Annotated in this window: 15 protein-coding genes and 2 pseudogenes; 4 read left to right on the top strand and 13 right to left on the bottom strand. The window is 65.6% G+C overall.

All coding sequences use genetic code 11. From position 1 onward, the window contains the following. Positions 1-78 precede the first annotated feature (78 nt). Positions 79-447 (top strand): VOC family protein, encoded by a 369-nt coding sequence (locus C471_RS00125; RefSeq protein ID WP_004045633.1) that lies wholly within the window; start codon positions 79-81, stop codon positions 445-447. A 113-nt stretch (positions 448-560) separates the two neighbouring features. On the opposite strand, the pseudogene C471_RS16115 reads toward C471_RS00125, so the two are convergent. Next, positions 561-1118: pseudogene (locus tag C471_RS16115) on the bottom strand (HpcH/HpaI aldolase/citrate lyase family protein); the annotation flags it as partial. Between the two features lie 59 nt (positions 1119-1177). Then, positions 1178-1774: pseudogene (locus C471_RS00115) on the bottom strand (HpcH/HpaI aldolase/citrate lyase family protein); the annotation flags it as partial. A 443-nt stretch (positions 1775-2217) separates the two neighbouring features. Here C471_RS00115 and C471_RS00110 point away from each other — a divergent pair. The 3 genes from C471_RS00110 (at position 2218) to C471_RS00100 (ending at position 5283) form a co-directional block, all read left to right on the top strand. Beyond that, the gene (locus C471_RS00110) at positions 2218-3171 is read left to right on the top strand and encodes an AEC family transporter (RefSeq protein ID WP_004045613.1); all 954 of its coding nucleotides are present in this window, start codon (positions 2218-2220) and stop codon (positions 3169-3171) included. 673 nt (positions 3172-3844) lie between these two features. After that, positions 3845-4255: a cupin domain-containing protein gene (locus tag C471_RS00105; protein ID WP_004045611.1), complete on the top strand. Its 411-nt coding sequence runs from the start codon at positions 3845-3847 to the stop codon at positions 4253-4255. Positions 4256-4449: 194 nt separating this feature from the next. Beyond that, on the top strand, positions 4450-5283 hold the full coding sequence (locus C471_RS00100; protein ID WP_004045609.1) for a phosphoenolpyruvate hydrolase family protein: 834 nt from the start codon (positions 4450-4452) through the stop codon (positions 5281-5283). A gap of 260 nt (positions 5284-5543) precedes the next feature. Here the strand turns inward: C471_RS00100 and C471_RS00095 are convergent, their stop codons facing one another. The 11 genes from C471_RS00095 to C471_RS00045 all read right to left on the bottom strand — a co-directional run. After that, on the bottom strand, positions 5544-6452 hold the full coding sequence (locus tag C471_RS00095; RefSeq protein WP_004045607.1) for a PGF-CTERM sorting domain-containing protein: 909 nt from the start codon (positions 6450-6452) through the stop codon (positions 5544-5546). 165 nt (positions 6453-6617) lie between these two features. Further along, positions 6618-8564, bottom strand: coding sequence for a dockerin type I domain-containing protein (locus tag C471_RS00090; protein WP_004045606.1), 1947 nt, complete (start codon positions 8562-8564; stop codon positions 6618-6620). Then, positions 8561-10321, bottom strand: a complete 1761-nt coding sequence (locus tag C471_RS00085; protein WP_080505511.1) for a multicopper oxidase family protein — start codon at positions 10319-10321, stop codon at positions 8561-8563. Before C471_RS00085 ends, C471_RS00090 begins: the two co-directional genes overlap by 4 nt. Next, positions 10321-10560, bottom strand: coding sequence for a hypothetical protein (locus C471_RS00080; protein ID WP_004045602.1), 240 nt, complete (start codon positions 10558-10560; stop codon positions 10321-10323). Before C471_RS00080 ends, C471_RS00085 begins: the two co-directional genes overlap by 1 nt. Next, complete coding sequence (locus C471_RS00075) at positions 10557-15941, bottom strand: PVC-type heme-binding CxxCH protein (RefSeq protein ID WP_080505510.1); 5385 nt, start codon at positions 15939-15941, stop codon at positions 10557-10559. The genes C471_RS00080 and C471_RS00075 overlap by 4 nt, the downstream gene beginning before the upstream one ends. Before the next feature lie 208 nt (positions 15942-16149). Continuing rightward, the gene (locus C471_RS00070; protein ID WP_004045598.1) at positions 16150-16770 is read right to left on the bottom strand and encodes a YqaA family protein; all 621 of its coding nucleotides are present in this window, start codon (positions 16768-16770) and stop codon (positions 16150-16152) included. A gap of 232 nt (positions 16771-17002) precedes the next feature. Next, complete coding sequence (locus C471_RS00065) at positions 17003-18268, bottom strand: beta-alanine-activating enzyme beta-propeller domain-containing protein (protein WP_004045596.1); 1266 nt, start codon at positions 18266-18268, stop codon at positions 17003-17005. A 191-nt stretch (positions 18269-18459) separates the two neighbouring features. After that, positions 18460-19203 carry an ABC transporter ATP-binding protein gene (locus tag C471_RS00060; RefSeq protein WP_004045594.1) on the bottom strand — a complete coding sequence of 248 codons (744 nt, stop codon included), beginning with the start codon at positions 19201-19203 and terminating at the stop codon, positions 18460-18462. After that, on the bottom strand, positions 19200-19958 hold the full coding sequence (locus tag C471_RS00055) for an ABC transporter ATP-binding protein (protein WP_004045592.1): 759 nt from the start codon (positions 19956-19958) through the stop codon (positions 19200-19202). The genes C471_RS00060 and C471_RS00055 overlap by 4 nt, the downstream gene beginning before the upstream one ends. Further along, positions 19958-21112 (bottom strand): branched-chain amino acid ABC transporter permease, encoded by a 1155-nt coding sequence (locus tag C471_RS00050; protein WP_004045590.1) that lies wholly within the window; start codon positions 21110-21112, stop codon positions 19958-19960. Before C471_RS00050 ends, C471_RS00055 begins: the two co-directional genes overlap by 1 nt. After that, positions 21109-21630: branched-chain amino acid ABC transporter permease (locus C471_RS00045; RefSeq protein WP_004045588.1), on the bottom strand; the 522-nt coding region annotated here is incomplete at its 5' end. The genes C471_RS00050 and C471_RS00045, both read right to left, overlap by 4 nt.

Genomic DNA, 21630 nt, shown 5'->3' with positions numbered 1-21630 from the left:
AGTTACCGCGGAGGCGCGTCGGGACACGCCCGGACCGCTTCCGCCGGGATTTATTATGACGCCGTGAGACCCCAGACCATGGAGATACTCCACACGTGTCTCAACGTGGAAGACGCGGACCGGACGGCCGATTGGTACGTCGAGCAGCTCGGATTCGAGCGCTCTTGGGAGTTCACGACCGCCGACGGCGACACGCGCAACGTGTACGTTGCCGACGACGCCGGCGTCGAGTTCCAGCTGTCCGACACCGACGGCGAGGAGCCGAGCACGGACGGCGACCGCTACGACCACGTCGCCGTCGGCGTCGACGACGTCGACGCGACGTTCGAGTCGATCGACCACCACGGCGTCGTGAAGGAACCGGGCGACCAGCCGGAGGCCGGCGCGCGCACCGCGTTCGTGAAGGACCCCGACGGGCACGCGGTCGAGCTGATCGAACCGCTCTGATCGGCGACGAACCGCGACAGCAGCCGTTTTTTCGATGGGGGTAGGCCGACATCGACGGAGCCCCGATAGGTACGTCAAAAAACGACAGATCGAACGGAAGGGTTTCCGCCCGTTTAGAGGATGCCTGCGGCTTCGGCGGTTTCGACGATGTCTTGGGCCATTTTGTTGGTGGCTTCGTCGACCATTTGGCCGTCGACGCTGACGGCGCCTTTGCCTTCGTCCATGGCTTCGGCGTAGGCGTCGACGATGCGCTTGGCGCGCTCGGCGACCTCGGGGTCTGGCGCGAACACTTCGTTGCCGATCTCGATCTGCGACGGGTGGATCGCCCACTTGCCGTCACAACCGATCATGTTGGCGTTCTCGGCGGATTCGCGGAACCCTTCGGGGTCTTCGATGTCGGCGTAGGGCCCGTCGAGACACGGCAGGCCGGCGGATTTCGCGGCGGAGTTACACTCGGAGAGGGCGTGGTGCCAGTAGTGGCCGGGATACTCGGGGAACTGGCCGATGTCGAGGCCGGGCGTCCCCATCGCGGCCGAGTAGTCGCCCGGGCCGAAGATGATCGACGAGAGCCGGTCGGAGGCGTGCGCGATCTCGTGGACGTTGTGGATCCCCTCGCCGTCCTCGATCTGCGGTTCGAGCCCGATCCCGCCGACCTCGAGGTCGTTGTTCTCNCGTAGGGCCCGTCGAGACACGGCAGGCCGGCGGATTTCGCGGCGGAGTTACACTCGGAGAGGGCGTGGTGCCAGTAGTGGCCGGGATATTCGGGGAACTGGCCGATGTCGAGGCCGGGCGTCCCCATCGCGGCCGAGTAGTCGCCCGGGCCGAAGATGATCGACGAGAGCCGGTCGGAAGCGTGCGCGATCTCGTGGACGTTGTGGATCCCCTCGCCGTCCTCGATCTGCGGTTCGAGCCCGATCCCGCCGACCTCGAGGTCGTTGTTNGCGTGCGCGATCTCGTGGACGTTGTGGATCCCCTCGCCGTCCTCGATCTGCGGTTCGAGCCCGATCCCGCCGACCTCGAGGTCGTTGTTCTCCTCGACCTGCGCGAGCAGGTTCTCGACCGTGTGCACGTCGCTGGCGGACTTCACCTTCGGAACGATGATGTCGTCGATGTACTCGCCCGCCTCGCCCACGACCGTGATCAGGTCGTCGTACCACCACTTGGTGTCGATCCCGTTCATCCGGAAGCTCAGGACCTTGTCGCTCCAGTCCTCCTCGCGAGCCGCCTCGATCAGCGGCGCGCGCGCGTCCGGCTTCGCGCTGGGCGCCACCGAGTCCTCCAAGTCGAGAAACACCTCGTCGGCGTCGCTGTCGGCCGCCGAGTGCATCATCTTCTCGTCGCTCGCGGGCGTTGCAAGCTGCGTCCGNAGTCCTCCAAGTCGAGAAACACCTCGTCGGCGTCGCTGTCGGCCGCCGAGTGCATCATCTTCTCGTCGCTCGCGGGCGTTGCAAGCTGCGTCCGCCGCAGAGTAACCTCTGTCATATAGCGTTGACATCTCGTTTGTCCACGGGAATAAAGCTACCCCACGCGGATATTTTCTCTCGTTCGGACTCCAGGGAACCCAGAGCGACGGTCGTTGCGAGCGAGCGGTTCGATCGGCTCTCCGGCGGACTTGACCGGGGCCCTCGCCGTCCACGTCGCGCTCCGAGCCAATCTCCGATACTATTTGTACCCGAAGGTGTATGAGTGGTATGTGAGGCGACAGCTACGGCAAACAGCCGCAGTCGAACTGGTCGACCAATCGCGAAACGCGCAAGCGGGTGCGAGGGAATGTCGATAACGGGCGCGTTCACGAACGCGATTCTCCCGATCCTCTCGGTGGCGGTCGTCGGGTATCTGCTGGCGCGGGCGACCGACATCGACGTCGGTTCGATAAACACGCTCGGACTGTACGTTCTCATCCCGGCGCTCGCGTTTCACAGCATTGCGACGACCACGCTCGGCGGCGGGGAAGTCGCGAAACTCGGCGTCGGCGTCGCCGGATACGCCGTCGTCATGATCGCGATCGCGTGGGGCGTCGGACGCCTCAGCGGGGAGTCCGGACCGCTCCTCGGCGCACTGATGCTGGCAGCGGCGTTCCCGAACTCGGGATTCGTCGGAATCCCGCTCTCCGAGTTCGCTTTCGGCGAGATCGGGCGAACGACGGCCGTCCTCTATCTCACGATCCAGAACCTCGTGGTGTACACTCTCGGCGTCTATATCGCGTCCGGCGGGTCCGACAGCCGGCCGCTCGACGCGGTGCTCGAGGTGTTTCGGCTCCCGTTGATATACGCCATCGCGGCCGCCGTCGCGATGCGGGCGCTCGAACTCGTCCCGCCGGCCGACTCGGCGGCGATGGAGACCGTCGGTCTCGTCGGCGACGCCTCGGTCCCGGTGATGCTCCTCATCCTCGGTATCCAGATGGCGGGGACGGACGTTTCCGCGGTTTCGCGGTCCATTCTCCCCTCCACCCTAAAGCTCGTCATCGCGCCGATCGTCGGGCTCGCGCTGGCGCTCGCCCTCGGGTTCAACAACCCCACCGTCGCGAAGGTGTTCGTGTTGGAGTGCGCGACCCCGGCAGCGGTCATCCCGCTCGCACTCACGATCGAGTACGCCGACGACGTGGTCGTCGACGGGATCACAGCGCCCGAGTACCTCAGTACGGCCATCTTTACGACTACCGTCGCGAGCGTCGGCGTGCTCACGGTGCTCGTCGCGGCGCTCCACGCTGCCACATTCTTCTGACGGACCGCGGCCGTTCGATCGCCCCGAATCTGTGACACGAAATCACATATCGTAAACGAACGGCTCTCCGCCGAACCGAGCGTTCGCAAGATTGTACCTGCTCGTGTCAGCGGCAGGCTGATCGTGATTGTCTATCATGAGGGACTACCTCAAATTACAAAGTTATGTTTGTAATACTACGGTCCGGACTTCTCGACACTGACATCGATCCATCCAGCGGGCGCGTCCCGTGATCCGGCGAGACGGTCGATCGACCGGTCGACGGAACACCGTATTCACGATATGTGAATATAGTCAAACGCCGTCAATTACTGTTCAAACGTCTGATCTGTCCGGCCGCGACCGCCGATCGTGGCGAAGGTGGTGACAGCCGTCGAAATCGCGTAGAAGACGGCTCGCTGCCGATATTACCGGCGATGTCGTCCGTGTGCTTCCGTCGGGACACATCGATCTCTCCTGACGTACGCGGAATCCCGCATGATCCAGATCTGTATATGTTGAATAATTAAACACAATTCACTCACCCCACTCCGAATTCGTTTACGATATGTGAGTTGTTGTGTTGCATGGAGGTCGGGCGAGCGATCTCATCGATCACCCTCCGATCGTGATGCTCGCTAGCACATGCATCACCAATATATTTATCATCGACCGTTGACTGTTATCACGTATTATGGTAGCTGAAAAACGCTTCGTCAGCCCGGAAGACGTAGAGACCATCCAGCTCGACTGGGGGACGCTCAAGTGGATGAACACCCCGGAGGTGACCGGTTCGTCCGGATTCAGCGCGGGCGTCGTGATGCTCGAACCCGGAAAAGGCCACGAGCGGCATACCCATCCCGACAGCGAGGAGATACTGTACATTCTCGGCGGGGAAGGCGAACAGACCATCGCCGACGAGGAGCGAACGGTCACGGCGGGGGAGATGGTCCACATTCCGAGCGGGGTCGAACACAGCACGATAAACACCTCGTGGGAACCCCTCCGGTTCCTCGCCGTGTACTGTCCGCCCGGCCCGGAAGCCGAGATTCGCGAAGCGGCGGAGGCGACGATCTTCCCGCCGGGTGAGTTCCCCGACGTCTGATCGCGCTCTCACGAGAGGCGTACCGCCGCAACCGCGAACTTCGCTCTGCCCGCGTTGGACTCCCGTTTTCGCGCGCAGCTCGTTTCGTGACCGTCGCGTCAGCTGCTCCGCCGGCCCGGTGGACCACCGAGTAACGCCAACCTAGTTGTTTGTTCCACAATATTAAAGTGACGCGGGATGCCCACTAAAATTGTATGAAGTATACACGTTCGGAATCACTCGACCGGCTAGAATCGACTATTGAGGCGGGAGAGCCCGTCATCGGGGCGGGTGCCGGAACCGGCATCTCGGCGAAGTTCGCCGAGCGCGGCGGCGTCGATCTCCTTATCATTTACAACTCGGGGCGGTACCGGATGAACGGACGCGGATCCCTCGCGGGGCTCCTGCCGTACGGGGACGCGAACGAAATCGTCGTCGAGATGGGCCACGAGGTCATTCCGGTCGTCGAGGACACGCCGGTGCTCGCTGGCGTCAACGGGACGGACCCGTTCCGAGACATGAGCGTCTTCATCGAGGACCTGCGTCGTCGCGGCTTCTCGGGCGTGCAGAACTTCCCGACGGTCGGTCTCATCGACGAGGACAGCACGTATCGGAAGAACCTCGAAGAGACGAACATGGGGTACGACAAGGAGGTCGACATGATCCGCGAGGCGAGCGATCAGGGGATGTTGACCTGTCCGTACGTGTTCACGGAGGAGCAGGCGAAGGCGATGACCGAGGCGGGCGCCGACGTGATCGTCTCGCACATGGGGCTGACGACCTCCGGCGACATCGGCGCGGAGACCGCTCTCGATCTGGACGAGGCGTCCGAGCGCGTCCAGGCGCACCACGACGCGGCGAAGTCCGTCCGGGACGACGTCCACGTCATCTGTCACGGCGGCCCGATCGCGTGGCCCGATGACGCCGAGTACGTCTTGAACAACACGGAGGGGATCGTCGGGTTCTTCGGCGCGTCGAGCATCGAACGCCTCGCGACCGAAGACGCGATCGAAAACCAGGCACGCAAGTTCAAGTCGATAGAGTTCTGAACGCGGACCGGACGCTCCCGCCGGATCGTACGAGGGTACCGGCGGCGACGACGCGACCTTTTCCCGTTATCTATCGGGCTCCCACTGCTGAGCCGCTGGCCCTCGTCGACATCGTCGGGAGCGACGCCCTCTGCTCGCCGGCTCGTTCGAACGGTTCGACGATCCGTACTGCGAACCGAGCGAGAAAAGCACGCGAAAAACCGCGGGGAGAGCGGCCGACCGACGTCCGGCCGGACGCACTTGGCAGGCTGCTTTCGAGATTACCTGTTCAGCCGCCCGAACACGAGCGCGGACCCCAGCAGCGCGATCAGGGCGAGCACCGGACCGAAGCCGGGCGACTGTTCTTCGAGGACGGGTCCGCCACCGTCGCTTCCATCGCTCCCGTCGCTCCCGTCTCCGCCGTCGCTCCCGTCTGAACTATCGCTTTCATCGGAGCTACCGCCGTCGCCGTCTGAACTACCGCTCCCGTCTCCACCGTCGCTCCCGTCAGCTCCGTCGCCGTCGCCTGAACTACTACTACCGTCTGAACCGTCGCTCCCGTCTCCGCCGTCACTGCCGTCTCCGCCGTCGCTCCCGCCTCCGCCGTCACTGCCGTCTCCGCCATCACTGCCGTCTCCGCCGTCACCGACGCTACTCCCGTCGGACGCGAGCGTTACGCCGTTGCGGGTGAGGTCGGTGACGTCTTCGAGGTCGCCCGTCGCCACGAGCGAGTCCTCGGCGACGAAGGAGACCGCTGTCGAGGAGTCTGGGGTCTCGAAGGTGATCGTCGCCATCGTCGGGGCGTCCACGGCGTTGTCGGGTGCGCCCTCGGCGTACTGGTTGAAGTTCACGGAGCCGTTCGCGTTGTCGACGGTCTGGACCGGATCGGCGTCGAACGCTCCCTCACCGCCCTCGACGCTCTCGACCGCGGTGGTCTCCGGATCGAACGTGAGGTGGGTCTGGTAGCCCGCCACGTTCTCGACGGTCGTCGAGAGCGTCACGGTCACGGTGTCGTCGGTCCGCTCGGTCACTTCCAAGGTCAGTGCGCCGTCTGTCTGGACCTGCTCGGTGCGCTCGGTCGCGTCGGGTGCCGTCGCTGCCGCACCGGCGCCGACGAGAAGCGGCGCGAGCGCGACGGTCGCAGCGACGAGGCAGACGAGCAGTCGTTTGGATGGTGTGTGGGTCGTCATTGGTTGTTGGATGGGCGTGAGCCCGGTCGGGTGTCGTGGTCCGAGCGCGAACTCGGACCGGAGCCGCGGTCTGAAAGCCGGTTCGGCCACCGACAGCATAAAAATCGCCGCGATGCGGCGACGGATGCGGTGGCGTGGCTACGCTGGTGCTGCGGACGTGCCGACCTAGCTATCGACCCCCCTTTCGAGGACGGCGAGCACGTCGGTGATCGTCACCGACCCGTCGCCGTTGATATCGGCCAGCGCCGGGTTGAACACGGTGTCCTCGCCGCCCGGATCCTGTCCGGCGATGTACTGCTGGATCAGGATCGCGTCCCGGGTGTCGACCTCGCCGTCGAGGTTGACGTCGCCGGGCGTACCGCTCTGGATCGTGGCGTCGCGCCAGGCGACGTCGATCGCATTGGTCTCGGCGTCGAACAGCGACGTGTATTCTCGATCGAAGGCGAGCTCAGCCGAATCGCCCTCGTCGCCCTCGAACGTGACCGTGAGGTTGAGCAGGGTCGGCGCGTCCGTCTCGCCGGCCTGCGCCTGCGCCGCCGTCACCGTGCCGTTCTCGTTGTCACGGTTCACGACGATCGCCGAGCCGATATCGCCCGCCTCGACGCTCTCGACCGTCACCATGTCGGGGTCGAACTCGATGCGGGTCTGGTGGCCCGCGACCGAGTCGGCGTCCGTCTCGACCGTGAGCGTCTGCGTCTCGCCGGGTGCGAACTCGTACTCCTCCTGCGCGAACTGGACCGTGCCGTTGGTCGACGGGTCGTCGCCACCGCCCGGCCCGTCGACGGTGAGGGTGTCCGTGCCGATCGTCCGGCGATCGTACGTCCCCTTCGTCGTCTCGGTGTTCGTGGTGCCGTCGAAGGAGTAGCTGCTCGCCGATCCGACCTCGACTTCGTAGACGAGGCTGACGCTCTCGCGCTCGTTGTACGCGGCGAACAGCGACTCGTTGTTCCGGACTCCGGTGACGTCGGCGCCGTCGGCGTCGACGATGTCGACCGACTCGAAGGCCGGCGCGAAGTCCTCGTAGATGATGAAGTCGGACGCCTCACCGGGGTTCGCGTTCACGGTGACGGTCGCCGTTCCGTCCGTTTGGAGATCCCCGGTGTCGACGGTTCGCTCGCTCTGGACGAGCGGCTGGCCGATATCTTCGGGGCCGACGGTGATCTGGTCTTGGCCGCCGGTCGCGCTGCGGTCGCCGTCCGAGTGTGTGAACCCGCTGAGACTGTAGCTGTCGCCTTCCTGAACCGACGACGAGTCACCGAGCGTGACCCGGTACGTGAGCGTCGCCTCGCTCCGGTCGGTGTAGGTCGCGAACACCGCGTCGTTCGCGTTGCGGACCTCGGCGAAGGCGGCGCCGTCGGCGTCGACGATCTCCACGCTGTCGAACGCGGGATCGAAGTGTTCGACCACGGTGAAGTTCTCGGTCTCGTTCGTCTCGACGTCGACCGTGACGAGCGTCTCCCCACCCGGTTGAACCGTGTGGCTCTGCACCGTCCGGGAGCTCACGTCGCCGGTGGCGACCGACTCCTGGTTGGTGAGCGTTCCATCGCCGCTCCCCTCCCACGTCTGGGCCGTCCAGGGGGCCAGCGATCCGGTTTCGAGGTCGCCGTTCGCGAGCAGGTTCTCGCCCTGCGGGTTCTCGAACCGGATGTCGTCGTAGTACGCCGTGCCGGTCGAGGTTCCCCATCCGCCGAGCAGGGCGTTGATCTGGAGCTCCTCGTTACCGCCGCTGTTGATCGTCGTCTCGACGTACGTCCACTCCTGCGTCCCGGTCACCGACTCTGTCAGCGACGCTTCGCCGAGTTCGTGGACGTTCAGCTGCGCGCCGTATCCGCTTCCCGCCTGGACGTTCTCCGTCTTGATCCAGCCGCTCAGCGTGTACGTCGTGTTCGTCTCGACGGCCACGGACTGGTTCATCGCGCCGTCGACGCCCGAGTCCGAGGTGATCTGGATGCTGTGGCCGCTCGTGTCCAGCGCCGGAGTCGGAGCGGTGTCCGACGAGCCGATCGCCGGCGCGCCGGCTCCCGCGCCGATCGCCGCGCTCACGGGAGCGGCCATCATGAGCGACGCGACGAGGACGACGACGAGCGTCGACGGGATTCCGCGTCGGCTCATTGTCCCCCCTCCACGGGTTCGCCGCTATGCCAGCGGTGTATCACGTCCGAGAGCACCTCGCGGTCGATCTCGCTCTCCTTCCAATCGCTCTTTGCAGCGTCGACGCCGGATCTCGTGATAATTCCGTCGCTGTTCGCGTACTGGGTGATCTCGCCGCGGATCACCTCGAACATCCGCATCATCGCGTGGTCTTCGTGTTCAAGCATGTGACAGTGCCATGGGTATTTGCCGACGTAGTCGCCGAACTCGGCGACGACCCTGACGGTCTCGCCGGATTCGACGCGTACGATGTCTTTCGGACCGAGTTCGTTCGGGTCCGGGTCTTCGGTTCCGTCCGGTCCGCGGCCGATCACCCGGAACTTCACCAGGTGCATGTGGATCGGGTGGGTCTGGGTAGTCGTGTTCTCGAACTCCCACACCTCGGTCGTTCCGAGGTGCGGGCGGGCGGTCACGCCGTCGTCGAGCATCCCCTTCCCGTTCAGCAGGTGAGGGGGATCGCCGCCGAGATCCCTATCGAGCGTGTTTCTCCGCGTCGCTCTCGCGGACTCCGGGTCGTAGTCCGTCGGTTGCGGGAGATCGAGGTCCGCCGGAGCCGCCGTCGGGTCGTCGACCGTCGTGTCGGCCACTTGGAACTGGACGACCTCACTGATGTCGTCCGCGGCGTTGGTCAGCGTCAGCGTCTCGCCGGCGTGCTCCGAGAAGTCGACGATTATCTCGCCGCGCTCGAACGCGGTCAGCGGGAGCGAACTCATCGCCCCGCCCGGGCCGATGTCCACGACGCCTTCGAGGAACTCGTGACCCGTCGCGATCTGGTACATCGCGGGCACGTCGTCGGCGCTGTCGGCGGTGTCGTTGCGCAACGAGAGGTCGTACGCCCGCGCGTTCGAGGCGTTCACGACTCTGAACCGGTACCGTCGCGGTTCGACCTCCATGTATGGCCACACGGCGCCGTTCACGACGGCCGTGTCGCCCATGAACTCGGAGGTGAACTCTTCCGGGTACGACAGCGACCCGTCGTCGTTGAACGACCGGTCCTGCAGGACGAGGGGAACCTCGTGGTCGCCGGTCGGGAGGTTCAGCGACGCTTCGTCCTCGTCGCGGAGCAGGTACACGCCGGCGAGCCCGGCGTACACGTTGAGCCGCGTGATGCCGAGCGCGTGCGGGTGATACAGGAGCGTCCCCCGCGACTGCGCGTTGGGGACGTGTTGGACGTCCTTGACGTACCCCGGTCCGGCGACGTTGTCCGGCGATTTCCACGACGTTGACTGCCCGTCGTCCATCGCGCGGATGTTCGCGCCGTGGACGTGGATCGCGTTGCGGACCTCCGGCACCTCGCCGTCGTAGCCGTCGTAGTCCGCGGGCTGTGTGCCGCCGATGTCGGTGTCGACCGACAGCAGGTGGGAGTTCGGAAGCGACCGGTTGTCGAACCGGACCTTGATCGGCTCGCCCACCTGCACGTCGAAGGTCGGTCCGGGGTAGCTCCCGTCGAAGCCCCACACCGTCGTCGCCGGGAGGTCCGGGTGGAGCTGCTGTTCGAACTCCTCCAGTTTCACGTCGTAGAAGTCGGCACCGTCTCGCGTGCCGTCGGGGGCTCTGACCGACGGGATCGGGAGCGACTGGGCCCACTTGTCCAGCGACGGCGACGACGACTGCGCGGACACCGTCGACGTGAGACTCGTGTACAGCCCCGTGACGCCGAGCGCCGTGCCGGCCGCACCGGTCGCCAAGAGCTGGCGACGGCCGATCTCAGGGCCCATCAGACATCACCCCCGGATGCGGGGGTGTCCCGGCCGTTCCGCGGTCGGACGGCGGTTCCGTTCTGCTCCTGTTCTCCGACCGTCTCGATCCGGGTCTCGTCAGGTTTCGTCCGCGATTCCTGACTCTCGTCTCGTCCGTCAGCGCTCGACCCGCCGGTACCGTCGACGACGGGCTGACGCCGGTCGGCGTCGCCGCCGACCAGCCCGCGTTCCGTCGATTGGGTGACGCGTCGGATCATATGACATCCACCGTCCCGCTCATCCCGGCGGCGTGTGGCGTACACTGGTACCCGGCGACGTCCGCGGTCGCGGTGAACGTGTACGTCTGTGTCTCGCCCTCGGTACCCATCAGCTCGGTCTGCTCGATCACCTCGTCGGAGTCGTCGAGAAGGGCGAAGTTGTGGCTCCGGCCGTCCACGTTCAGCCACTCGACCGTGTACTCCTCGCCCTCGCGGAGCTGGAGTTCCGGATTGGTCTGGCCGTCGATGCTCGCCGGAGCCGTGCCGACCCAACCGCTGGTCTGGCCGTCGAGCTCGATGGTCGTCGCGGGATCGAGGCCGCCGACACCGATCGTCATCGTGGTGTTGTCGGCGTTACCGCTGTCGTCGAACACGGTCAGCGTCACCGTGTAGTCACCGACGCTGTCGTAGGTGTAGCTGACCGTCTCACCGGCGGCCGTCGACCCGTCGCCGAAGTCCCACGCGTAGGTCTCGATGGAGCCGTCGGGGATCGACGAGGCGGAGGCGTCGAAGGTGACCTCCTCGCCCGTCGAGACCGACGTGGCCGACGCCGTGAACTCCGCGGTGACGCCGGTCATATCCTCGTGACGCTTCACGCGGTTGTACACCTGTTCGATACCGCTTCCGGAGCTGGTGAGCTGGACCAGTTCGAAGTCGTCCCAGTAGGCGGTTCCGGTCGCGCTCCCGTAGCCGCCGTACAGTCCGTTAATGTCCAGTTCCTGGTTGTTGCCGCTGTTGAACGTGGTCGAGACCTCCTGCCAACCGTCGGTCGTCCCCGTGAACCGCTCCGTGATCGCGTTGTAGTTGAGGTCGGGGTAGGACGCGTTCGCGATCTGACCCACGGTGATGGCCGCGCCAAACGGTGCGTCTTCGATACCTCCGTGTCCGGTTCCATCGACCGTTTGGAGGTTCTCCGTCTTGATCTTCCCGCTGAGCTCGTACTGCTGATTCGGCTCGACGGAGACCGTCTGCTGCCAGCCCGCGTCGGCCCCTTCCGCCGAATCCATCTGGAGGCTTCGGCTCCCGTCGCTCGCCGTCCCCTCCGCCCAGGTTCCCGTGGCAGTGCCGGCGAACGTGGCGGTCGACCAGGAGTCGGGACTCGATCCAGATCCGTTCTCAGCGCTCGGGTTGGCCATGAGGTTCTCGCGTTGAACCTCGCCGTCGGGGTCGTACAGCGCGACGTCGTCGAACCAAGCGGTCCCGGTCGCGGTGCCGTAGCCGCCGAACAACGCGTTGATCCTGATCGACGAGCCGCGCCCGTCGGTCCACGCGTCGTCGCTGAGGTCACCGCTGTTGAACGTGGCGCTGACCTCGGTCCAGTCGTTCGTCCCGCCGGTGATCGCGTCGGTCTCGACGTCCGACAGGTGGACGTTGAACAGCGCGCCCAGTGCGGCGTCGGACTTCGAGAGGTTCTCCGTCTTGACCCAGCCGACGAGGGTGTACTCGCCGCCGTCCTCGATGCTGACCTCCGTGTACCAGGTGCCGTCGAGCCCGTCCTGCGAGGAGATCTGCACGCTGTTCTCCCCCGTGTGAGACGCGGACGTGTCGAGAGAGAACTCACCGGTCGTCTCTCCGAAGGCCTGGGTGTTCCAGCCGGTCGGGCTCTCCTCGGTCGTGCCGTTCTCGACGTCCGAGTTGTCGAGGATGTTGTTCCCGTCGGGGTCCACGACGCTGATCTGGTCGTAGTAGGCCGTCCCCGTGGCGTTCCCGTACCCGCCGAACAGGCAGTTGAACTGGATCTCGCTCAGGTCGCCGCTGTTGAACGAGACGGTCAGCTCCGTCCAGTCGTTCGTGCCCGTCAGCGGATCGGCGATCGCGCTCGCGGTCGGCGGGAGGCCGGAGCCGTCGTTCGCGAGCTGCTCGACGCTGATCGTCGCGCCGAGCGGGGCGCCGTCGTAGAGCCCCGTCCCGTCGACCGTCTGAACGTCTTCCGTCTTCACCTGCGCCGTGAAGGTGTACTCCGTGTTCGGCTCGACGCTGACCGTCTGCGTCCACGCCGCGTCGGCACCGTCGCTACTGCTCGGCGACGTGATGGCGAGGCTCCGACTGCCGGAGCTCGCCGTGCCGTCCGCCCACGTGTAGGTGTAGGTACCGCCGAACGGCGTCTGCGTCCACGCGGACGGACCGGTGGCTTGGACCTCTTCGAAGCCGCCGTTGCCGTCGCCCTCGAGGACGTTGACGCCCTCGTAGCTCTCCCCGTACGTCTCCATATACGCGTCGATGAACCCGTCGGAGTGGGTCGCCGCGCCGACCGAGGACGCGTCGACCAAGAGGTCCTCCTCTAAGGCCGCGTCGTCGTCGATCATCTCGAAGATCGCCTCGCCGGCAGCGGGATCTTCGGGCGTCTCGGCCAACGCCAGCGACGCCCACATCTGGACCCGACCGTCGTCGTCGTCCAGCAGGCCGTTGTCGACGATGGCGTCGCGTTTGGCCGCCGTCGGCGGCAGCGCACGCAGCGCGTTGATGCGGACGCCGGCCGAGGAGTGAGAGAGCGTCGCGAGCAGCGCGCTCTCGTTGTCCGCCAGCGCGTCCAGACCGTCGAGCGTCCACAGCGCGTGGATGGAACCCGGGTCCAGTCCGATGTCGTCGAGGTCCTCGCTGGTGGCGAGGTCGACGAGGTCCGAGACGACCCCGGTGGCCTCCTGCTCGATCAGTTTTCGCTGAGCCGTCTTCCGCCAGAACATGTTGTCCGCGGACAGCATGTCGACGAGTTCCGACGCGCTCGCGTCGCTGAGGTCGTGCGGGTGAAGGTCGACGTCGTCGCCCGTGGTCACGCGGTACAGTCGGCTGTGCTGGTTGTCGCGGACCTCGGTCTCGTAGGCGTTCCCGTCGCCGGTGCTGTACTCGTCGGGCGTGGGGTTGTGCTGGAAGATGAAGTCGTACAGGTCGATCATCCAGACCATCCCGTCCGGCCCCGTGTTGACGTATGTCGGCGACGACCACTCGTCGTTGCTGGCGAACAGGTTGTGGTGGTAGATCGACTCGTACCCCGCGCCCTGCTGTTCCACGTAGTACGTGGACATCAGCTGACTCGTCCCTTCGCCGACGAAGGCCGTGCTGTTCCAGTACTGCTCGGGGAACTCGCGCGCGGTGTAGAACTCCTGGTCGGTGGCGGCCGTGAACCCGCCCTGGAAGTCGAACGCCCGGTAGCGGTCGTTGATCGGCAGCGCGCGGTTCGTGTTGTTGCTCCGGCTGAGGATCGTCTCCGACCGGATGTCGACCGTGGTCGTTCCGGTGAAGCCGTTGATGTGGTCGTACCAGGAACTGGGGATCGCCGCGTACGTCGTGACGTTGTTGCCGGCGGTCGCCGACGAGCAGAACAGCAGCCCCTCCTCGTTGGTCTTCACGCCGGCCATGTTCGACGCCCCGCTCCCGACGAACTCGATCTCCGAGCCGTCGGGCTGGAACCGGAACACGTCCTGGCTGAACGAGATGCTCTCGTCGATCGAGGGTGTCAGCCCGGCGTAGCCGACGACGCCGTAGATCCAGTTGTCGAGCCCTCGATAGAGCTGGTTCAGGCCGGCGTGCGTGTCGCCGGTGCCGTAGCCGCTGAATATCTCCTCTTCGATGTCGGCGACGTCGTCGCCGTCCTCGTCGCCGAAGTAGACGACGCGACCCGACTCGTCGACGCCGACCTCGGCCGCGATGACGCCGTCGCGGTGCGGAATGAGGCTGTGCGGAATCGAGAGACCCTCTTGGAACACCGAGAACTCGTCGGCGACGCCGTCGCCGTCGGTGTCCTCACAGAGGACGATCTTGTCCTCGCCCGTCCCGCCCTCGTTCGGGTAGTCGAGCGTGAGCGACAGGAAACAGCGACCGGACGCGTCGAACGCCATGTCGAGGATCTCCCCTTCGACGCCCTCGGGCAAGATGTCCTCGCTGACGAAGTACTGGAGCTCGAACTCGGCCGGGGTGACGCTGTGCTGCATCGAGTCGGCGACCGGGAACTCGTCTTGGACGAGGTCCCACACGCCGTCGTCGTTCGAACTGACCGCGTCGGGCGTTTCGCGCCCCCGGTTCGGGATGTAGCTGTGCCCGTACTCGCTCACGTTCGTGAAGGACTTCTCCGGGAAGCCCTGTTCGACGCTCGCCTGCGGCTCGTTTCCGCTCGCCCAGAGCAGCGCGTTGGTCAGGAGCTGTTTGAAGCCGTCGTTCTCCCAGACCGCGTCGTGGCCCCAGGCGGTGTAGAAGACGCGACCGGCGCCCTGCGTGCGCGTCCACGTCCAGGGCTCGTTCGAGGTCCCGTCGAAGCCGGACCCGGCGCCGTACTCGAGGACCGTAATGTCGTCCGCGACGTTCGTGTGGCGATACGCCTCCTCGTCGGAGGAGAACACGTCGACGCCCTGGAACACCGGATGGTTCGGCTGCTGTCGATCGGTCGTCACCTCCTGGATCGGCGGGTGAGACTGGAACTGCCCGCCGACCAGGTCGATGTACCGATCGGAACTGACGAACGACGCCGAGGCGGCGTGGACGGGAACGAACCCGCCGCCGTCCTCGACGAACTGGATCAGGGCGTCGATCTGCGCTTCCGTCGGTTCGAGACGGTTGCCGTACAGCATCACGGCGTCGTAGCTACCGAGCGTGTCGGCGTTGAGGTCGTCCTGCCGCTCCGTGTAGTGGATCCGGACGCCCCGTTCCAGCATGTACGGCGTGAGGACCCGCATCAGGTCCGTGCTGTAGTGGGTGGCGCCGTCCTCGACGCCACCCAGGAAGAGGACGTCGGTGAACTCCACCACGTCGTTGACCTCGTTGGCCACGTCGATCGTGCCGCGCATCTCGTTCGGATGGTTGGCACAGTAGTACTCGGCCATCTCCGTGGAGGCCGTGAACGTGATCGACTGGCTTTCGCCCTTCTCGTCGACGGTGACGGCGTCTTCCAACGCGTTGTCGCTGTCGTCGACGATCACGAACTCGTGCGCGTCGATCGTCTCGCTGGTTATCTCGATGGTGTACTCGTACCCGTCGATCAGGTCCAGCGCCGGGTTGGACTGATCGCTGATCGAGTCGGGCGTGACGCCGCGCCAGAAGAACGGCCCTCCGTCGCCCGTCGCGGGCTCCCCCATCGTCCAGTGGTCGATGGTCGAGGTGAGAAGGTCCGTATCGATCCAGCCCTCCTTCCAGTCTTCCGTGGCGGCTTCCACGCCTACTTGTTCTGTAACGATCCCGTCGCCGTCGGCGTACGCCGCGGGAGATTGGACGTCCCGCCTCGCTTCGAGACGGATCACCTCCTCCTGCGCGCTCGCGGCCTCGGCGCCGTAGACGCCGGAAAGGCCGGCGATACTGAGGCCCGCCGCCTGCATGAACCCCCGCCTTCCAACGGCCGTTGGATCGTCGGTGCTACCGCTGTTGTTACTGCCCCCCATGCTTCTTTTCCACATACGCGTACTGATCCCTCGCAACAACCCTACTTATAATTAATGGAATTTTATACTATATCAGGTACATTTCGCCGTCGGGTCGGCTACGTAACGGCGATCTGCGTCGGCGGTACGTCGCACGTGCTGGGTCGCCACCGGCGAGCGGGACCGATCACTCTCTCCGATCAGTCCCGACTGAGAAGGAGCGGCGGGGATGGCGAGTCGCCGGTCACCGGATCGGGCGGGGTCGCAGGCGCCCCCGGAGGGCGTATCCCACGCCAGCGACGACGACGGCGACGGCGAGAATCGAATACACCTCAACCTCGGTGAGCGAGCGGGCGGCTTGGCCGAGGGCCACGCTCAGCATCGCGACGATGAAATATTTGCTCCCCCGCCCGAGGACGGCGGCGACGATGTACGTCCGGAATCGCATGTTGAACGACCCGGCCGTGATCGAGAGCAATTCGTGGGCCTCCGGTATCGGGGCGAACGAGCCGAACGCGACGGTCGCGAAGCCGCGCTGCTCGAGGTAGCGCTCCGCCTGTCCGATCCGGTTGGCGGAAAACCGCGACGTGAGGATCGGCCGCCCGCCTCGATGTCCGAGTGCGAACCCGGCGACGCCGGCAGTGACCGATCCCATCGTCGCGGCCGCCGCGTATACGAGCGCGAGCTCCGGACTAGCGACCGTCAGCGGGATCAACACGAGCATCGGCGGGATCGGGAAAAAGAAGAACTCGAGGAATCCGAGCAAGAGCAGCCCCGGTGCGCCGAGCGAGATGAAGAACTCACGCGACAGTTCGATAGAGCTCAGGATCGCGGACACCGACAGCGGCGGTACCGTGGGTATCATTCGAATCCCACCTCGAGCGACGGGCGGTCTCCGAGTGTTTGCGTGTTATTCGCCGTCATGTGTGTTACCATAGAATACGAGTTTTTCTCCATAAACCCACCGATCACCCCCGAACCGGGCCGCAAAACGGGGTGGAACCACCGATCTCTCCGATAACTCCGCTCCGGGCACGACGTGATCGCCACCGCACAGCGAAGCGTCGGTCGGGGCGGCGGCCAGTGCGTCGCCCGCCTCACTCGACCGCATACACCGTCGAGTCGGTCCCCCCGAAGTAGAGCGTCCCGTCGACGAGCGCCGGACTGGACCCCACGCCTCGGCCGCCGATGTCGAGGAACCACTCCTCGTCGCCGTCCGCGGTGAGCGCGTGCATTCCGACGGTACTACTGCCGCCGTCCGTCTGTCGGTGGCTGCCGACGTAGACCCGGTCCGTCGTGGCGACCGGGCTACTCCCGACTTCGAGGGCGGACGTCTCGAAGACCCACTCCTCCTCGCCGGTTCGACGGTCGAGCCGAAACACCTTCGCGTAGTTCGTCGTCGGATCGTCGAGGGTGTTGTACGGCGTGTGGCCGACGTACACCGCGTCCTCGTTGACGGCGACGGACCCGGAGATGTACCGACCGGCCGTGTCGTAGAACCACGTCTCCTCGCCCGTCTCCGCGTCGACGGCGTGAACGTTCCCGTTCCAGTCGGTGATGTACACCGCCCCGTAGGCGACCGCCGGGCTCGACCAGATCATGTCGCGGGTCTCGTACGTCCACCGTTCGTCGCCCGACGCCGGGTCCAGCGCGTACAGCGTGCCGTCGGAGGCACCGACGTACGCGGTCTCGTCGGTGACCGCCGGCGTGCTCACGACCTCCGCGCCGACATCGACCCGCCAGTCGGTCTCCCCCGACTCCGCGTCGAGCGAGTAGACCCACCCGCTCTCCGGCACCTCGGCCTCGTCGGCGTACCACGCGCACGCGAGGTTGTGACAGCCGACGCCGACGAGTATCGATCCGTTCCACGGCGTCGGACTCCCTCGGATGAGCCCGTTGAACGAGCGGGACCAGCGCTCCTCGCCCGTCTCCGCGTCGACGGCGTACAGGTGTTTGTCGTACGACCCGACGTACACCGTCCCGTCGTGATACGCCGGTGTCGCCTCGATCCGGTGGTCCGACGAGAACGTCCACGTCTCCTCGCCCGTCCCGGCGTCGACGGCGTACAGCGTGTTGTCCGCGCTGCCGATGAACACCGTGTCGTCCGCGACCGCCGGGCTTCCCCAGAACGGCCCCTCCGCCTCGTACGTCCACGCGATCGTCGGGTCCGCGTCGAGTTCTGAGGCCGCTCCCGTGTATCCGGTGTTGTGTCGCTCCCCTCGGAACGTCGGCCACGACGTGATCGGCTCGGAAACGGGATGGCCCTGTGACTCCGATCCCCCCAGTCGTTGGCAGCCGGCGGTGGCGGTGACGGCAGACGCCGAGAGCGCAGCGAGGAACTGTCGCCGATTACGGTTCGTCATCTAACCGTCCTAACGGCCTCGGCGGAATAATACTACCGGCGCGGGGTGTGACCGTCGAGCGGCCCGGCCGACGGAAGCGGAAGCGAACTCCGGTTCGGGTATCAGACGACGAGGTACTCGTCGAGGTCCTCGGTTTCGAGCTCCTCGGTCGTCCCCTGATACACGATGTCNAGCGAACTCCGGTTCGGGTATCAGACGACGAGGTACTCGTCGAGGTCCTCGGTTTCGAGCTCCTCGGTCGTCCCCTGATACACGATGTCGCCCTGGTCGAGGACGTACCCGCGGTCCGCGATCCGGAGCGCCTCTCGCACGTTCTGTTCGATCAGCAGCACCGTCAGCCCTCGGTCCGCGATCTCCTCGACGGCGTCGCCCACCGCCGTGACGATCTGCGGGGCCAGCCCCTCGGTCGGCTCGTCCAACAAGAGCAGGTCCAGCTCCGGCAGCCGGAGCGTCCGCGCGATCGACAGCATCTGCTGTTCCCCGCCTGAGAGCGTCCCAGCCTGCTGGTCTCGCCGCTCTTCCAACCGCGGGAACAGGTCGTAGAGCTCGTCTATCTCCATCGTGCTGTCACCGCCGCCCGCCCCGCGCCGCCGGATCGTGTTCCACCAGCTCCGTGTGATCGTCGACAGCTCGAGGTTCTCCTCGACCGTCAACTCCGTGAACAGCCGCCGCCCCTCCGGCACGACCCCGATTCCTCCCATCGCGATGTCGTCCGCCGGCCATCCCGTGATGTCCTCCCCGTCGAACCGCACCGCTCCGGAACGGACCTCCGGCGGCTCCGTGCCCGCGATACACCGCACCGTCGTCGTCTTCCCCGCCCCGTTCCGACCCAGCAGCGTCACCACTTCTCCCTCCTCGATGGCCATCGAGACGCCACGGAGGATGTGGCTCGGCCCGTAGTGGGCGTGAACGTCTTCGAGTTCGAGCAGACTCATTGTTCTTCACCTCCGAGGTAGGCCTCGCGAACCGCCGGATGGTCCCGTATCTCGTCCGGCGTCCCCTTCGCGATCAGCTCGCCCTGATGGAGCGTGAAGATCCGATCCGAAATGTCGAACACGATGTCCATGTCGTGTTCCACCAGGAAGATCGTCATCCCCCACTCCGCTAAGAGGTTCTCGATGAGTTCGACCGTCATCTCGGTCTCCGTCGGCGACATCCCCGCCGTCGGCTCGTCCATGAACAGCAGGTCCGGATCCGTCGCCAGCCCGATCGCCACCTCCAGCCGTCGCTTGTCCCCGTACGGGAGCGACGCCGCCTCCATCCCCGCCTTCTCGTCCAGTTCGATCGTGGCCAGGATGTCGTCCGTCAGCCGCTGGACCTCGTCGAACGAGTCCCGACGACTGAGGAAATTCACCCGGAACGACCCGTGCTCGGCCGCGAACGCCGCCACCTGCACGTTCTCGCGAACGCTCAACTCCGGCAGGATCGACGCCGTCTGGAACGTCCGACCCACGCCGAGTTGAGCGATCTCGAACGGCTCCATCCCGATCAGATCCGTGCCCGCGTACGTTATCTCCCCCCGAGTCGGCGTGAGCCGCCCCGTGATCGTGTTGATCAGCGTCGACTTCCCCGCGCCGTTCGGCCCGATGAGCGACACCAGCTCTCCCTCTTCGACCGCGATGTCCACGTCTTCGAGCGCCGTGAGGCCGCCGAACTCCTTGGTCAGCCCGTCCGTTTCGAGCAGCGCCATTACCGCTCACCCCCGGCGGACCCCTCGGTGGATGAACCGCCCGTCACCCGGCGTTTCACCTTCGCGGCCAGCGCCTTCGGCTCGCGGAGCTCCGCCGTGAGGCTCGTGATCATTCCCCAGAGACCGTCGGGGTACGCCCACACCACGGCGGTGAACGACACCGCCAGCATCAGCAGCCAGTAGTTCCCGAGCATGGGATACCCGTTGACGATCCCCTTGAAGTAGAACCACACGAACGTGCCGATCACCGGCCCGGCGAGCGTGCCGAGCCCGCCCAGCACCGCCATCACGACCACGTCACCGCTGATCGACCAGTAGAGCCGCTCCACGCCCGCAAACTGCGTGTTCACCGCCAACAGCGCGCCCGCGAGTCCGGAGACCCCCGCCGAAAGCAGGAACGCGGCGAACTTGTAGCGCCAGACGTCCAGTCCCACGAACGACGCCCGAGTCTCGTTCTCGCGGATCGCCTTGAAGATCAGCCCGTACGGCGACTTGCGGATCCGAGTGATGAACACGACGACCCCGACGAAGAACACGCCGACGAAGAGATAGAGGTTGTTCACCACGAGCTCGCCGAGAATCCCGCCGTACTCGTGGTCGAGGTCGACGACCCCGAGGACGGGAGTGCGCGACACTTCCAGTCCGTTAATCCCCTGCGTGATCCCTTCGAGCGGGTTGTTCGCGAGGAAGTAGAGGAACTGTCCGATCGCCAGCGCGACGATCGCGAAGTACACCGTGTGGAGCCGGAGGAGGATGAGCGCCGCGACCACGCCGATGGCGACCGCGGACAGCATCCCCACGACGACGATCGTGAGCGGCTCGTTGAACACGTGGATCGAGAACAGCGCGGTCGCGTAACTCGCCGTCCCGAAGAACATCGCGTGCCCGAACGAGAGGAGCCCCGTCTGCCCCAACAGGAGGTTGAAGCCCAGCGCGAAGATCGACCAGATGAGAATCGTGATCGTGAGCCCGTGATACCCCTGTGTCACGTCCGAAATGACGGGCGCGCGGCTGAACAGATACGAGAACGTGAGCACGAACGCCACCGAGACCAGGAAGATGAACCGCTCGGTGTGTTTGATCCGGTCCCACCTGTCCACGCTAAGCAGCGACGATTCGTCCTCGATGTCGGGTTGTACGTTGTCAGTTCTCATTGTCCCACCTTCGCAGAGGGGAAGATACCGCTCGGCCTAATTGTCAACACGACGATGGCCAGCAGGTAGATGCTCGCCTGGGTCATGCTCGGTTCTACCACCGTGGCCACCGCGAACGCGAGTCCGGCGAGCAGGGAACCGATGACCGTTCCGCGGAGGCTCCCGACGCCGCCCATGATCACGATCACCAGCGACGGGATGATGATCTCCATCCCGATGCTGTTGGTGACGTTGAACAGCGAGCCGCCGAGGACGCCGGCGAGGCCGGCGTAGGCGGCGCCGATCGCGAAGATAAGCAGGAAGGGGCGACCGACGCGAATGCCGAGCATCTCGGTCATCTCGGAGTCTTCGGTGCCGGCACGCACCGCCAGACCGTAGTCGGTGTACTTGAAGAACGCGAAGATGACCCCGATGAGCACCAGCGTGAGCGTCACGACGAGCACCCGTATCGTCGAGGCCGCGCTCATCCCGGGCGGCGTTCCGATCACGGGCAGCGAGATCGCGCCCGTGAGCCACTC

It is taken from the genome of Halorubrum saccharovorum DSM 1137 (genome assembly GCF_000337915.1).
Classification (GTDB): Archaea; Halobacteriota; Halobacteria; order Halobacteriales; family Haloferacaceae; genus Halorubrum; species Halorubrum saccharovorum.
Note: the sequence above shows the minus strand (reverse complement) of the source record. Positions and strands in the feature narration are given on the sequence as shown.